The organism is Bradyrhizobium sp. 147 (genome assembly GCF_023073935.1).
Classification (GTDB): domain Bacteria; phylum Pseudomonadota; class Alphaproteobacteria; order Rhizobiales; family Xanthobacteraceae; genus Bradyrhizobium.
This window is the reverse complement of the sequence record NZ_JADPKL010000135.1, coordinates 61,980-76,569: the sequence shown is the minus strand read 5'-3', so window position 1 is coordinate 76,569 and position 14,590 is coordinate 61,980. Positions and strand designations below refer to the sequence as shown.

Sequence of the window (14,590 nt, the reverse complement as noted above, 5' to 3'; positions counted from 1 at the left end):
GCTCATTGCGCGGCAGTGCCAAAGAACGTGGATGCCCGGAACAAGCCCCGGGCATGACGTTTGCGAAGAGACCCGACCCCAAAGCAAAAGGGCGGCGGATTGCTCCGCCGCCCTCATCAAGTCGTTTCGGGAAGAAACTTACTTCAGGTTGGTCATCGCTGTCAGGTCGAAGGACAGCTTGGCGATGCCGGCGGCGCCGCACCAATTGGAGCCGACGCCAGTCGGATTGATGTTGCTGAAGCTGCCGTTGAAGCCTGCCGTGTAGTCGCTGGTGAAGGCGTTGCAGTTCGCCTTCGAAAGGTCGGTGTCGGAGTAACGCAGGTCGAGAGTGAATACCTTGTACGTGAATCCGATGCCGATATTCCAGGTGTTGTAGTCGGCGTACTTGATGCCGTTCGGGAACGGACCAGCGAAGCCCGGCGCAGCGAAGCCGGTGCCATAGAACGAGTCGGAGGTGCCCAGGAATTGGCGGCCGAACTCACCCGAGACGTACATCCCGACGCCGCTGGAGCCGAAAAAGGTGCTCGGCGCCGTGTACTTGGCGGTGATCGACACATAGTCGCCCCACGCACCGGAGTTCAGGAAGCTCGGCGTATAGTACTCGTTCAGGCCAACGGTCCAGTTGTCGTTGATGGTGTAATTCACCTTGCCGTAGACCTCGAAGAAGCTCACGTCCTTCTTCATGACGTTGCCGTTGAGCAGAGCGTTGGCGGCGCACTGCGCGCTAAGCGGGTTGCCGGCGGTGTCGGTCGGCGCGCCGTAAAAGCAGGTGCCACCCGGATAGAGATAACCCCAAACACCGATGTCGAAAGCGAATGCACCGAAGGTCGGGCGGATGCCGCCGTAGACGTCGATCTCGGCCGCGGCGCGGTTGGGGAAGGAAATGCTCTCACCGGCGACGCCGATGTAGAGCTGGAGGTCCTTGGTGACGTTGTAGCGCGGCTCGAAATAGGCGGCGACCGACGGTTTGTGGTTCGACTGGCTGATACCGCGGAAGATGTAGTCGCTCATGATCGCGCCGCCAAAAGCGATGTCCCAGGGATCGAAGGCGGGCGGCGGCGGGGCTTTCAATGCCTTGACCGGCATGTCTGCCGCGAAAGCCGAACCCGTCACCATTGCCAGCGCCGTTGCCAACAAAGCCACTTTTTTCATTTCGATCCCCATCGCCAGTTCTTAAGCCCCAGTCGGATCCCGGTACCCCCCGGAGCGCTCGACTTGATTGCAATCTCGTAACTGCGGCAATTTGGATTGAGGGGTGCGAGCCGTGAAGCAAAAAGCGCGGGCATCTGCCGACTTTTTAGGCGTTTTGACGATTCCACGAAACGTTGTCAGCCTGTGTGTCTTCTCGAACACATTCTTTGCGTTGCAAGGTGCACGAGAGGGACCGTGCAAGTACGGGAAAGCCAGGCAGCGTGGCACCCCGGCTACGAATCAGACAGGCGCAGAAAAGGGCGGCCTCTAAAGGTGCTTGCGGCGATGCAAAAAGGCCGCCGCGTCACCGCAGCGGCCTTCCTGTCGTCGATGGTGGTGGTCGCTCTGCCTAGCCTTGCCCCTCGGCCGGCGCAGCTTCCGCAGAAGACGAAGGCATCGCCCAGCTTGTCTCAGCGACAGGCTCGGCAGCCGGAGCTGCCGGCGTTGATGGCTTCGGCGCGGGAGCTGCCTTCGCCTTCTTCGGTGCCGCTTTCTTCGCGGCCTTCTTGGGTGCGGCCTTCTTGGCCGACTTAGTCGCCGCCTTCTTGGCGGCCTTCTTCGGGGCTGCCTTCTTGGCAGATTTCTTCGTAGCCTTCTTGGCAGACTTCTTCGCGGACTTGGCTGCCTTCTTAGCGGTCTTCTTCTTCGCCGCTACGACCTTCTTGGCCTTTTTGGCCTTCTTGCTTTTTTTCTTCTTCGCTTTCGCCATCGTGGTCCTCCTGTTGCCGCCGAACAATGGTCGATCGGGCGTCTTCAGCCGTCACCTCCGGACGAAAGCTCAGCTTTTGAAAGCTCAAACTTGCGCGTTCAATGCCGGCCGCGACCCGCCCGTAGCCCAATCGAGAAGCTCAATCGTGTGTACGACCGGAACTGACGTGCCACTGGCAATCTGCACCATGCAGCCGATATTGCCCGCGGCAATCATGTCCGGCTTGACGCTCGCGATGTTGGCGACCTTGCGATCGCGCAACCGGCCCGCAAGCTCGGGCTGGAGAATGTTGTAGGTCCCCGCCGAACCGCAACACAAATGGCTCTCCGGCACATCTTTCACCACGAATCCATTCTTGGAAAGCAATTCTTTCGGAAGGTCCGTGATTTTCTGCCCATGCTGCAACGAACACGCAGAGTGATAGGCGACGACGATGTCATCGTGCGGCGCGGTGGTCGCGAGTTCGAGGCCGGCGACGTATTCGGTGATGTCCTTGGCGATCGCGGAGACCTTGGCCGCGTCGGCGGCGAACGCAGCGTCCTCGCGCAGCAGATAGCCGTAGTCCTTGATCACGGTGCCGCAGCCGGAGGCCGTCACCAGGATGGCGTCGAGCCCCTCGCCGGCCGCTTCCTTCCGCCACGCCGCGACATTGGCGCGGGCTCGCGTCAAGGCGTCATGGTCGTCGCCGAGATGATGGGTCAGCGCGCCACAGCACTGCTCGTCCCGGACCAGGACAACCTCGATGCCGTGGCGGGTGAGAAGGCTGACGGCGGCTTGGTTGATGCGCGGCGCCAGCACCTGCTGAGCGCAGCCTTGCAGCAGAGCGACCCGGCCGCGCTTCTTGCCGAGCGCGGCGAACACGCTGCCGGCGCGGGGCCCCGGCGATGGCAGCCGGTTCGGCGCCAGCGCCAGCATCGCCTTGATGCGCTGGATCAACCCGGGCGTGGCCGAGGGCCGGGGCGTCGGCAGGAAGACGGCAAGCGGGCGGGCCAGCCGCGCCAGCACCATGCTCGCGCGAAAGCGCCGCGGGTCTGGCAGGACGAAGGCCAGCACCTGGCGCAACAACCGCTCAGTCAGCGGCCGCTGATAGCGCTGCTCGATCCGGACCCGGGCCTGGTCGACGAGATGCATGTAGTTCACCCCTGAGGGGCAGGTCGTCATGCAGGCGAGGCACGACAGGCAGCGGTCGACATGCTTGACCACCTCGGCGGTCGGCGCCTGGTCCTTTTCCAGCATCTCCTTGATCAGGTAGATGCGGCCGCGCGGGCTATCGAGCTCGTCGCCGAGCAGCACATAGGTCGGGCAGGTTGCTGTGCAGAAGCCGCAATGGACGCAGGCGCGAAGGATCTTGTCGGCCTCCGCGATGTCGGGGTCGGCGAGCTGCGCCAGTGAGAATTCGGTCTTCATGTCGCAGCGCTCCGCGTCAACCGCCCCCGGTTGAGAATGGTCTTCGGATCGAAGCTGGCGCGCACCCGCTCGCTCAGCGCGGCAATGCCAGGCGCTTGCGGATGGAAGACATCGACGTCACGCCTGACGCCCTCGGTCGCCCGGATCAGCGTGGCATGTCCTCCGAACGCGTTGGTGCGCTGGCGCACGGCCGGGGCATGCGCGTCCGGCTTCGGCGGCAACGCCGCCCAGATCAGCCCGCCGCCCCAATCGTAGATCACGTCCCCGCCGGTCTCACGGGCCAATTGGGTGCCGAGCGCTGCCCCTGATGCCGGCGGACAGACGATCCGCCAGACCGGCCAGGCGCCCAGCGCACCGCTTGCCGCGAACGGCAGGACGTCGCGGATCGTGGCCCACAGCGCCGCGGATGCCACGTCCTCGACCAGCGTCGCAGTTCCGAACGGCGCCAGCAATTCGCGCAAGGAGCCTGCGCGGTGCGCGGCAGAGGCCGTGATGCCCTCGAGCCGCAGCACGGTCAACGCCTCGTCCTGGCTCGCGATGTCGCCAAGTCCTTCCGACTTGGCCCGAAAGGCCGATTTCGGCAGATGCGCGGCACCGGAAACGTCGAAGGGCGAGCCGAGTGCCGCCGTCATCGCCTTGTTGGCCTCGGCGTCGTCGAGCCCGCGCAGCACCAACATCCGCTCGGCCTCGGGCTTGGGCATCACCTTGAGCGTGACCTCCGTCATCACCGACAGCGTGCCCCAGGAGCCGGCGAGAAGCTTGCAGAGGTCGTAGCCGGTGACGTTCTTCACCACCTTGCCGCCGGTCTTGAAGCTGTCGCCGAAACCGGAGACGGCGTGCGCCCCGAGCAGGTGATCGCGCGCCCCGCCCGCCCTGATCCGCCGCGGACCAGCGAGCCCGGCGGCGATCATGCCGCCGATGGTTCCGAGCGCCGGCGCGCCGAGCAACGGCGCCGTGTTCATCGGCTCGAAGGCGAATTGCTGGTTCTTGGCATCGATCAGCGACAGCACGTCGGCCAGCGGCGCACCGGCCTGGAGCGTGACGATCAGCTCGTTGGGCTCGTAGGAGGTGACTGCATTGAGCGCCGAGACGTCGAGTACAGCATTGGTCGCCATCGCGTGGCCGATGCCGCGCTTGGAGCCATGACCGATGATCTCGAGCGGCTGCTCGTTGGCGATCGCCGCGCGCACCACCTCTTCGACGTCTTTGGCGTCTCTGACCTTCAGCGTATCCACGGGAAGAGGCCGTAACGAAATTCGCGCCGGAAATCAAATCTGGCAAGCCTTGCGCATCGCTCGGCCCGGCAATCTCTGGTGCAACGCGAAAGAGCGGCGGCCACGCGCTCCCCTTGCTGGGCAGACATCAGCGCACGCCGCGGACTGTCACAGGGCGATTGCGGACGATCAGGGTTGCCTGCTCCCCAATAGGAACGGACGCACGCACTCGCATTTGACATGCATTCGGCGCGCCAGCGCGAAGCGGGCGAAAATGGGCGGGGCGATCTGCGGCTCTTGTAAGGCGCGTCACAACCACCACGAAGAGGAGGTTTGCCATGAACGTGGAGCGAGTTCGTATCTCCCGACGGCAATCCGTTGCCGGTTTGTCGGTCCTTGGCCTGAGCGGGCTGTTGATCCCCACAGCCCATGCGCAGCACAAAGCACAACAGAAGCACCAGGAAACCACTGGCGTCGGAATACATGCCGCCGAAGTGAAGGATGAGGACATCTTTCAGTTCGCGTTGAACCTGGAATACATGGAGGCTGAGTTTTATCTGCGTGCCACGACCGGCAAGGGGATCGATGATTCTGACGCTGGACCCGACGCCGCGAGGGTCGCTGGCGGACACGAAGCCAAATTCGACAGGAAGGAAATCCGCGAGTTTGTCGAGGAGCTGGCCGAGAACGAGCTTGCCCACGTGCGCTTCTATCGCAAGACGCTGGGCCGGATGGCAGTATCGCGCCCGGCCATCGATTTCGATGCGGGCTTCAAGGCAGCCGCCCAGGCCGCTGGTCTCCCCGCCGACTTCGATCCGTTTGCTGATGACATGAGTGTCTTGCTGGGCGGCATGCTGTTTGAGGATGTCGGCGTGACGGCATATGCCGGGGCAGCGCCGCTGCTCAAGAGCAAGGAGTTCGTCGAGGCTGCGGCGGGCATTCTGGCCGTCGAGGCGTACCACATGGGGATGGCGCGCTCGCAGCTCTATTTGATGGGTGAAAAGGCCTGGAATGCGGCCAACGCCATCTCCGACGCCCGGGACAAGGTCGACGGTGGTCAGGACAAGGACCAGGGCATCCGGATGAACGGCAAAGCCAATGTCGTTCCGTCCACGCCCGATGCCATTGCCTTCCGCCGCACGCCGCAGGAGGTGCTCCATATCGTTTATCTGACCGAGAAGCAGGGTGTCAGCAAAGGCGGGTTCTATCCGAACGGAATGAACGGCGTGCTCAAATCCACCTGAGTTCTCGGCCAAATGGGAGCCGGATCGGCCGTCGTGCCGGCGGCCGAAGCGCGCCTTGGCACGATCGTCGGGTAGGTCGCTTTTGACGCTGTGGTGATCTTGTTCGCGTGGCTCGCCCACCCGGACGAGAGCATTGTCGGCAGGTCGAGCGAGCAAACCGTGAGCGACGCAATCGCTCGGCGCCCACAGCTAGACTCCGCGTTCTGCATCAACCGTCGCGATCATCGGCACTGCTTTTTCGGCGAATCGGAGCCGCGCACGTCGGGCGTTTGCTGACCTGCGATAATGGATTGATGAACAGGCGTTCATGGAACGGCGCAGTTTCCAACCCGTTGATCAAAGTTCTTCGCTGAGAGGAGGAATGAAGATGAAGAGGATGATAATTGCACTTTCTGCCATCGCCCTCATTGGCACTGCACCAACCGTCTTTGCCCAAGGCGTATCAAGCAAGACGCCGGGCCACGAGATGCAAACCAAGGGCTCCAAGGCAGGCCATCCGGGAGCATCCGGCTACGCTCCGGGACATAAGAAGCAGGCCATGGGTTCTAAGAAAGGTCATCCCGGCGCTTCTGGCTACGCTCCCGGCCAAACCACGGGCGCGAGCACGAAACGTAGCTACTGACGGCCATCTCGCAATTGCCAATAGGCCAATGACAAGAGCCGCCGCGGTCTCAACCCGGCGGCTCTTTGTGTGAGCGATCCCAAGGCGACGACGAGGGTTGCGAACGTGGGCGGCCACCCCGAGCGTCGCGCCTTCCCTCGTCCTGAGCAGCTTGCGCAGCAAGCGTCTCAAGGACGAAATCCGCGCTGCAACCGCCGGGCCTTCATGGGCGAGACGACAGCTTGTCGGTCTCCCATGAGGATATGGAGTGCACCTCGGCCTACGCCCGGCGACATCCGCACTTCGATCATCATCGAACCATCTTCACCCGAGACTTCGCTACCGGTCGCATGGTTCTCGTCACAACGGAGCTCCATCATGGACGAACAATCAATGAACCAACAAGCCATCCATCAGGCCGTCGGCGGCGGCGGTCTGCTGGTCGTGGCGCAATGGGAAGCGAAGGCTGAAGAAGCCGATCGGGTTGCCGAGATCCTGCGTAGCTTCCTGCCACAGGCTCAAAGCGAGCCCGGCGTAAAACTATTCCTGATCAGCCGCGCCAAGGACAATCCGGCCCAGTTCCTGTTCTACGAGCTATTCCGCGACGAGGCCGCGTTCAAGGCGCATCAGGACAGCGCACATTTTAAGAGCCATATCGCCGGTCAAGCCCTACCTCTGCTGACCAGGCGCGAACGTACGCAATATGCGCTGATATAGACCCGCGGTAGCATCAGGAAAGCCGAATGGTGTAGCCTCGCTGCGCCGTTCGGCGACGCGCCACGCCCGGTCATGTGTCTCCTGCCAATCGCCGCCTCTCACGCGCGATCGAGCTGAAACGTGACCGATCTTCGGGTGTGAATTGCGGCGAGCACTTCTCCCGACAGCGTCGACATAGACAGTCCAGGATGAGGAAGATCCGACATTGCGAGCCTAGAACCGCGGGATGTCCGGAAACGCCAGCTTGCCTGCATGGACATGCATGCGGCCAAGCTCGGCGCAGCGATGCAGGGTCGGAAACACTTTTCCGGGATTGAGCAGGCCCTGGGCGTCGAAGGCGCATTTGAGGCGCTGCTGCTGGTTGAGGTCGATCTCGCTGAACATGTCGGGCATCAGATCGCGCTTCTCGATGCCGACGCCGTGCTCGCCGGTGAGCACGCCGCCGAATTCGACGCAGGCACGCAGGATGTCCGCACCGAAGGCCTCCGCACGCTCGATCTCGCCCGGCTTGTTGGCGTCGTAGAGGATCAGCGGATGCAGATTGCCGTCGCCGGCATGGAACACATTGGCACAGCCGAGCTGGTATTTTTCCGAGAGCTCGCGGATGCGCGCCAGCGCCTTCGGCAGCGCACCGCGCGGGATGGTGCCGTCCATGCAGAGATAATCGGGCGAGATGCGCCCGACCGCGGGGAACGCGGCTTTCCGGCCCGCCCAGAACAGATTGCGCTCGGCCTCGGAATTGGAGATCTGGCAGGTGGTGGAGCCGCAGCCATTCGCGATCGCCTCGACGCGCGTGATCAGCTCGTCGACCTCGATCTTGGGACCGTCGAGTTCGATGATGAGCAGCGCCTCGACGTCGAGCGGATAGCCGGCGTGGACGAAGGCTTCGGCCGCGTGGATCGCGGGCTTGTCCATCATCTCCATGCCCCCAGGGATGATGCCGGCGCCGATGATGCGTGCCACGCATTCGCCGGCGGCTTCGACTTCTGCGAAGCCGACCATCAGCGCACGCGCGGTCTCAGGCTTTTGCAGGATGCGCACGGTGATCTCGGTGATGACCCCGAGCAGGCCCTCGGAACCGGTGATGACTCCCATCAGGTCGTAGCCGGGATTCTCCGCCGACTTGCCGCCGATGCGCAGGATCTCACCGCTCATCAGCACGATCTCGCAACCGAGCACGTTGTTGGTGGTCATGCCGTATTTCAGGCAATGCACGCCGCCGGAATTTTCCGCGACGTTGCCGCCGATCGAGCAGGCGATCTGCGAGGACGGGTCGGGCGCGTAATAGAAGCCGGCATGCGCAACCGCCTGACTGATGGCGAGATTGGTGACGCCGGGCTCGGTCACGACGACGCGGTTGTCGAAATCGATCTCGCGGATGCGCTTGAACTTGCCGAGCCCGAGCAGCACGCCGTCCTCGAGCGGCAGGGCGCCGCCGGATAACGAGGTACCGGACCCCCGCGGCACGACCTTGATGCCCTGCCCTGCACAATATTTCAGGATCAGCGAGACCTGCTCGGTGGTGTCGGGCAGCACCACGACCATCGGCGGCTGCCGATAGGCCGTCAATCCGTCGGATTCATAGGCTCGCATCTCGGCGGCGCTGTCGATCACACCCTCGCCAGGCACGATTGCGCGCAGTGCGGCAACGATGTCCGCGCGGCGTGCAAGCACGGCCTGGTCGCTCGCAGGCATCATGATGGCCATATCAAGTCCTTCACGGCATTTCGTTTCCGGCTCACGCCGCCTGATAATTTGTCGCGGCAAATCAACCACGTCCGCGGATGTTTGGGTAGGCCAATCGAAAGTCGGATCAACGATCTTTCCGAGAGTTCGCTCTGGGACAAGTAGGAAATCGTGAAACCTGTCATGGTCTGGCGGCTTGTCCAAGCCGGGCAGGCCTGCCAAAACCGGCACGTCCGACCATTGCCGCGCAGGCAAGAGACTGACTAGACCCACCAGGGAAGAGACGAAGAGCACCCGATGACAAAACTGACTTTTGGCGCACTGACGATCCTCACCGTGATTGCCACCGCACCCGCCGCGATGGCGCAGGATGTCGCGGCCGGCAAGACGTCGTTCAACAAATGCCTGGCCTGCCACGCGATCGGCGAAGGCGCCAAGAACAAGGTCGGCCCCGAGCTCAACGGCCTCAACGGCCGCAAGTCGGGCACCGCTCCCGATTACAACTACTCGGATGCGAACAAGAATTCCGGCATCACCTGGGACGAGGCGACGTTCAAGGAATACATCAAGGATCCCAAGGCCAAGATCCCCGGCACCAAGATGGCGTTCGCCGGCATCAAGAACGAGACCGAGATCAACAATCTCTGGGCCTTCATTTCCCAATTCGACAAGGACGGGAAGATCAAGCAGTAAGCGCGGAAAAGGCGGCCGCTAATCGGCGGCCGCCTGCGCCGGCACGATCTTGCCGATCATCGCCTCGATCTCCGCCTTCACGAGATCCGGCACGGCGTTCTGCACCATGTGGCCGAGATCGGGCAGCACGATCAATTTCGCATTCGGCACGGTGGCAGCGAACGGGCGCGCGTGGATGCCGGTCGAGACGGTCTTATCGGGCTCGCCGGCGATGATCGTGACCGGCGCCGATATCTCGCCGTAACGCGCGACTTGCCCGGCCACGGCTTCCTTCAGCGTCACCAGATCATAGGCATTGGCGATGAACTCGCGTGGACGCAGCAGCAGCGGCGTCGCGGAATCCTTGACGAAGCCGTCCGGCATGACTTGGGGCAGGAAGACGTTGCGCGCACCGGATTCAGCGAGGACGTAGCCGAGCGGCAGCGTGATCGTGTAGGCGAGCAGCGGACCGACCACGGGCGTTGCGATGATCTCGTTGTAGCGGTCGACGCCGCCGCGCCAGGGATGAGTGACGGGCGCGAGCATCACGAGGCCGGCGACGCGGTGGGGGTGATCGAGCGCGATCCGCGCGCCGAGGGCGCCGCTCCAGGAATGCACCACGAACACCGCGCGATCGATCCCGAGCCTATGAAGCGCTTCATCGATCATCCGCGCCTGGATCTGCGGCGTCGAATCCTGCCGCCGCAGGCGCGTGCTCCAGCCGTGGCCGGGGCGGTCGATCAGAATGACGCGACGATCCCTGGCGAGGAGATCGCCGAGCGGCCGCCGCATCGCTTCGAGATTGGAGCTCGCGCCGTGCAGCATCACGATCGGCAGGCCAGCGTCGCGCGGGCCGAGATCGACGACGTGAAGCACAGCGCCGTCGACCTCGATCATCCGGCCCTGCGCCGGAAAGGCGCGCTGCACGACGACGATTCCAGCCTGCGTGACCAGCGCCAACAGAACCAGCGCCGTCACGATTGACATCACGATCATCGAGAGAATCCGGGCGATCCTGGACACAGGGCAGTTACGGGTCTTGGCACACGGCAGTTTCGCTCAGCCGGCATCAAGGCTTCCACCGGAAATGGTGGGCTGTGGATATGTGCACAATCTCGGACCGTAAAAACTCAATGGAATCAACAATATTCCTTGGCGATACGGACACCTCGGCCCAGCTTCATGCGGTCGTTATCCCGGAATCCATATAATCGCCATGGTCGTTTCGGCCATCTAGGCGCGGGTGGGCGCCGATCCTGCTCGCAACCTCGGGGATGCGGGAAAGACCGGCAGGATTTTCCTGGTTTGAACCGGAGGATTTTCGATGAGCTTCAGATCGAACGACACTGCGATCGATGAGATCGTCGCGAGCTGTAACGGCGACCTGCGCGGTGCCGTGCGGGCGCTGCTCCTGATCAACGAGCATCTCGAAGCGGAGCTTGCAAAAGCTTACGCTGCGGCCGCCGATCGCGGCCTCGCCGAGCGCGGCGGCAGCGTCCTGCATTGAGTGCAGGCTAGTTCGACCCGTCCTCGTCCTTTTCCTCGTCCGGCGTGAGCGCGGGACAGGCGCGGATCGTCGAACGCGCAAGCTTGGCGTCGGCCTTGGATTTGTAGGGGCCGTCACCGAACCAGATATCGCCGATGATCACAGGATTGCTGGTCACGATGTTGCATTTGCCGGTGGCGCGGTTGCCGACCACCCAGAACAATCCGTCGGCGAGGCTCGCCGTGCCCGACGCGAGCAGCAAGCTACCCGCAAAGATTAAACGCTTCATGGCTTTGCTCCCGCCATGCAGGTAGGCCGGCGTCGGCCCCGGCAATAGCCCTCACGATGCGACGCCTGCTATCGTGGTTAATCCGCGCCGGCCGCGATCGCTAGAAATGATCGAGTTAAGCCTTATTGCTTCAGCACGATCTCTCCGGGAAACCGCTGCACACTTTTCCGGATCGTGCTCTAGATGTCGCGGCCTTCGACCTTCTCGGTCAGGGCCTTGACCTGCTCCGGAATCTTCTCGAGGTGCGGATTGACGGCGAGTGCCTTGCGGTAGGCGTCCAGCGCGCGCTTCTCATCACCGACCTCCTGCATGATCATGCCGAGCCCTGCGAGCGCACCGAAATGGCGCGGTTCGCGGATCAGCACTTGCTGGATATCCGCGAGCGAGCGGCCGTAATCGTTCTGTATGTAATAGAGCGTAGCGCGCCGGTTCCACGCCTCGATGTAGTCGGGCCTGAGCTTGATGACCGAATCCAGCAGCTTGATCGCGACCTCGATCTTCTGCGCGTCGACCGCGGTCTTGGCGCGCGACATCAACAGTGCCGCAGTGTCGCTCGGGGTCTGGAGCCAGATCGCCCAGATCCGCGCCTCGACATGCTTGGCGCTGGCCTCGTCGGGCGCCGCCTTCAGTGCGCCGAATAGGAAATCGAGGTTCTTGGTGCGGTCGACCTTGGGCAGCTTGGCCGGCGCTTCCGGCAGCTTCTTCTGCTTGCCGGGCGGGGGCGGCGGCTCAATCTGCTGCGCTCGCGCCGGGGCGAAGCCGGCGGTTCCCAGGACAAGGGCCAGACACAGCGTAAGCGCGAAAGGGAATCTCACTGCCATGGTGAAAGTCTAAACGCGTAAAGCCGCCCTTGCAAAGCAAAGGCGGCGTCAAACTCGTGTGAGACCGGGTCTTGCGGGACGCGCGCGGCGTCCGGCAGGGCGAGATCAGCCCTGGCGCGCCTTGAAGCGGCGCTGCACCTTGTTGATCACATAGACCCGGCCCTTGCGGCGGACCAGGCGGTTGGCGCGATGGCGACCGCGCAGCGATTTCAGCGAGTTACGGACCTTCATGGCAGAATCCTGAACGTTCGAAAGGCCGTGTTCGGCACTACCGTTTCGGCACGCGCGAATGTGGCAAAATGAGATTTTTCCCGCTGGCGGACCGACCGCCCGGGACGGGGCGGTTCTTAAGGCATGGCGGGCGGTGATGTCAATGTTAACGGCCCCGTTCCGATCCAGCAAATGCGTGAAAACAACCCCATGCACAGTAGAAACGGCCGGATCGGCCGGATCGGCCGGATCGGCCAAGCGATAACCTGCGGCAGCGCCTTGCAAAATTCGTTATATCATATAATCAATTCGGCAACCCGCCGGGAGGAAACCCATGCCGAAGCTGAAGCTGCCCAACATCGACGATGTCGTCGCCATCGACATCCACACCCATGCCGAGGAGCCCTGCGGCTGCCATGCCGACGACGGCTATGACGATTTCCAGGCGCAGATGGCGGAGTATTTCAAGTCGCCAAACAAGCATCCGCCGACAGTGCCGGAGACCGCGGCGTACTACCGCGCCAAGAACATCGCCGCCGTGATCTTCCCGGTCGACGCCGAGCGCGAGACGGGCTTCCGCCGTTACAACAATTACGAGATGCTGGAGGTCGCCTCCGACCACCTCGACGTCCTCATCCCCTTCGTCTCGATCGATCCGCACAAGGGCAAGCTGGGCGTCCGCGAGGCGCGCAAGCTGATCGAGGAATACGGCGTACGCGGCTTCAAATTCCACCCGACCATGCAGGGCTTCTACGCCAACGACCGCATGGCCTATCCACTCTATGAAGAGATCAACAATGGCGGCGCCATCGCGCTGTTCCACACTGGCCAGACCGGCGTCGGCTCCGGCATGCCCGGCGGCATGGGCATGCGGCTGAAATACTCCAACCCGATGTACATGGACGATGTCGCGGCCGATTTCCCCGACCTCAAGATCATTCTCGCCCACCCCTCCTTCCCGTGGCAGGAGGAGGCACTGTCGGTCGCGACCCACAAGCCGAACGTCTATATCGACCTCTCGGGCTGGTCGCCGAAATATTTCCCGCCGATCCTGGTGCGCTACATCAACTCGATTCTCCAGGACAAGATGCTGTTCGGCTCGGACTGGCCGGTGATCACTCCGGACCGCTGGCTGTCGGATTTTGCCAAGATCGACATCCGCGACGAGATCCGGCCGAAGGTGCTCAAAGCCAATGCGCGCAAGCTGCTGGGAATCTAGACGCGCTCATGGATCGGTGGAGTCTGGCTGATTTTCGTGGGCGCAACGGATACTGCGCCAACGGAAGCTGCTTCCGGTCACATCGTCCGCGCCAAATCACGGTGTAACTCCCGGTTCTCTAGTGGCTTCGGCGCGCAGCTTCTCAACTGCACGCAAGAGCTCCCCTTCGGTGGTATCAGCCTGATCGACTTCGGAACGCATTCACGCCAGATGCGCTTCGCTTCGTTGAAAGATTGCAGCGTTCGCCTCGCAACCCGATCGAATTCCTCGCACACGCTTGGCCGCGCAACAGCGCCCGATCCGAATTTCCTGCTTGGATCGATATCACCGCGCCCGCTATAGTCCTGCGCCTGCATCGAGCCCCGGAGGACGGTCAATTGCCCCTCAAAGCCGTCGTCTTCGACGCCTACGGAACGCTCTACGACATCCAGTCGGTCGCTGAGATCACCGAGGATGCATTTCCAGGCTATGGCGAGATCATCACGCAGGTCTGGCGCATCAAGCAGCTCGAATACACCTGGTTGCGTTCGCTGATGCGGCGTTACCAGGATTTTTCGGCGGTCACGCGCGACTCCCTGGCTTATACGTTGCGCGTGCTCGGGCTCGCTTATGACAGCGAGGCGTTCGAGCGCGTGATCGAGAAGTATCTGCATCTCGATCTCTATTCGGATGCGACCGCAACGCTTGCGGCCCTGAGGCCGCGCAAGCTCGCCATTCTCTCCAACGGCAGCCCGGACATGCTGAACGCGCTCGTGCGCAATTCCGGCCTCGATGCCCTGCTCGATGCCACCATCAGCGTCGACGCCAAGAACATCTTCAAGCCGAGCCCGGAGGCCTATGAACTCATCGGCGAGGTGCTCGGCACCGCGCCGGATGAGGTTCTGTTCGTCTCCTCCAATCCTTGGGACGCCGCCGGCGCGAAATCATTCGGATTGAAGGTTGCCTGGATCGAGCGGGTGGCACCCGAAGCCATGGCGCTGGCTTGCGTCGAGACCGAACTCATGGCACCGCTGACGATGTTCAAGGCGATCCGCACCCAGATGGACGAGCTCGGCTTCGCGCCGGATCATCGTGTCCGCGCGCTCTCCGAGCTGCCAAGCATCGCTTAGAGATCGCTAGCTGCC

At 62.8% G+C, this 14,590-nt stretch carries 16 protein-coding genes; 7 read left to right on the top strand and 9 right to left on the bottom strand.

Going from position 1 to position 14,590, the window contains the following annotated elements:
* Window positions 1–138: 138 nt before the first annotated feature.
* From IVA87_RS31440 to IVA87_RS31425, 4 genes are all read right to left on the bottom strand, one after another.
* Window positions 139–1,152 (bottom strand): TorF family putative porin, encoded by a 1,014-nt coding sequence (locus IVA87_RS31440; RefSeq protein WP_247277757.1) that lies wholly within the window; start codon window positions 1,150–1,152, stop codon window positions 139–141.
* A gap of 388 nt (window positions 1,153–1,540) precedes the next feature.
* A complete protein-coding gene (locus IVA87_RS31435; protein ID WP_247299354.1) occupies window positions 1,541–1,900 on the bottom strand; it encodes a histone in 360 nt (119 codons plus the stop codon).
* Between the two features lie 84 nt (window positions 1,901–1,984).
* Window positions 1,985–3,307 carry a glycolate oxidase subunit GlcF gene (gene glcF, locus IVA87_RS31430; RefSeq protein ID WP_247299352.1) on the bottom strand — a complete coding sequence of 441 codons (1,323 nt, stop codon included), beginning with the start codon at window positions 3,305–3,307 and terminating at the stop codon, window positions 1,985–1,987.
* The gene (locus IVA87_RS31425) at window positions 3,304–4,542 is read right to left on the bottom strand and encodes an FAD-binding protein (protein ID WP_247299350.1); all 1,239 of its coding nucleotides are present in this window, start codon (window positions 4,540–4,542) and stop codon (window positions 3,304–3,306) included. Before IVA87_RS31425 ends, glcF begins: the two co-directional genes overlap by 4 nt.
* A 317-nt stretch (window positions 4,543–4,859) precedes the next feature.
* Between IVA87_RS31425 and IVA87_RS31420 the strand changes: the two genes are divergently transcribed.
* From IVA87_RS31420 to IVA87_RS31410, 3 genes are all read left to right on the top strand, one after another.
* Entirely contained in the window at window positions 4,860–5,765 is a 906-nt protein-coding gene (locus tag IVA87_RS31420) for a ferritin-like domain-containing protein (RefSeq protein ID WP_256466517.1), read from the top strand.
* A 367-nt stretch (window positions 5,766–6,132) separates the two neighbouring features.
* Window positions 6,133–6,387: a hypothetical protein gene (locus tag IVA87_RS31415; RefSeq protein ID WP_247336842.1), complete on the top strand. Its 255-nt coding sequence runs from the start codon at window positions 6,133–6,135 to the stop codon at window positions 6,385–6,387.
* Between the two features lie 357 nt (window positions 6,388–6,744).
* Complete coding sequence (locus IVA87_RS31410; protein WP_247336838.1) at window positions 6,745–7,083, top strand: antibiotic biosynthesis monooxygenase family protein; 339 nt, start codon at window positions 6,745–6,747, stop codon at window positions 7,081–7,083.
* A 213-nt stretch (window positions 7,084–7,296) separates the two neighbouring features.
* Here the strand turns inward: IVA87_RS31410 and IVA87_RS31405 are convergent, their stop codons facing one another.
* Window positions 7,297–8,790, bottom strand: coding sequence for an FAD-linked oxidase C-terminal domain-containing protein (locus tag IVA87_RS31405; protein WP_247299344.1), 1,494 nt, complete (start codon window positions 8,788–8,790; stop codon window positions 7,297–7,299).
* A 276-nt stretch (window positions 8,791–9,066) separates the two neighbouring features.
* Here IVA87_RS31405 and cycA point away from each other — a divergent pair, with 276 nt between their 5' ends.
* Window positions 9,067–9,462: a cytochrome c-550 CycA gene (cycA, locus tag IVA87_RS31400; protein ID WP_247299342.1), complete on the top strand. Its 396-nt coding sequence runs from the start codon at window positions 9,067–9,069 to the stop codon at window positions 9,460–9,462.
* Window positions 9,463–9,480: 18 nt separating this feature from the next.
* On the opposite strand, the gene IVA87_RS31395 is transcribed toward cycA, so the two are convergent.
* Window positions 9,481–10,437, bottom strand: a complete 957-nt coding sequence (locus IVA87_RS31395; RefSeq protein ID WP_247336835.1) for an alpha/beta hydrolase — start codon at window positions 10,435–10,437, stop codon at window positions 9,481–9,483.
* A gap of 328 nt (window positions 10,438–10,765) precedes the next feature.
* Here IVA87_RS31395 and IVA87_RS31390 point away from each other — a divergent pair, with 328 nt between their 5' ends.
* Window positions 10,766–10,948, top strand: a complete 183-nt coding sequence (locus IVA87_RS31390) for a hypothetical protein (RefSeq protein ID WP_018648440.1) — start codon at window positions 10,766–10,768, stop codon at window positions 10,946–10,948.
* Between the two features lie 7 nt (window positions 10,949–10,955).
* Here the strand turns inward: IVA87_RS31390 and IVA87_RS31385 are convergent, their stop codons facing one another.
* The 3 genes from IVA87_RS31385 to ykgO form a co-directional block, all read right to left on the bottom strand.
* The gene (locus tag IVA87_RS31385; RefSeq protein ID WP_247299338.1) at window positions 10,956–11,216 is read right to left on the bottom strand and encodes a hypothetical protein; all 261 of its coding nucleotides are present in this window, start codon (window positions 11,214–11,216) and stop codon (window positions 10,956–10,958) included.
* 179 nt (window positions 11,217–11,395) lie between these two features.
* Window positions 11,396–12,037, bottom strand: a complete 642-nt coding sequence (locus tag IVA87_RS31380; RefSeq protein ID WP_247336832.1) for a tetratricopeptide repeat protein — start codon at window positions 12,035–12,037, stop codon at window positions 11,396–11,398.
* A gap of 105 nt (window positions 12,038–12,142) precedes the next feature.
* Window positions 12,143–12,268, bottom strand: a complete 126-nt coding sequence (ykgO, locus tag IVA87_RS31375) for a type B 50S ribosomal protein L36 (protein ID WP_006611362.1) — start codon at window positions 12,266–12,268, stop codon at window positions 12,143–12,145.
* 313 nt (window positions 12,269–12,581) lie between these two features.
* On the opposite strand from ykgO, the gene IVA87_RS31370 reads away from it, so the two are divergent.
* Both IVA87_RS31370 and IVA87_RS31365 read left to right on the top strand, forming a co-directional pair.
* Window positions 12,582–13,466, top strand: a complete 885-nt coding sequence (locus tag IVA87_RS31370) for an amidohydrolase family protein (RefSeq protein ID WP_247277625.1) — start codon at window positions 12,582–12,584, stop codon at window positions 13,464–13,466.
* A gap of 377 nt (window positions 13,467–13,843) precedes the next feature.
* Window positions 13,844–14,575 carry a haloacid dehalogenase type II gene (locus IVA87_RS31365; RefSeq protein ID WP_247299334.1) on the top strand — a complete coding sequence of 244 codons (732 nt, stop codon included), beginning with the start codon at window positions 13,844–13,846 and terminating at the stop codon, window positions 14,573–14,575.
* Window positions 14,576–14,590 lie beyond the last annotated feature (15 nt).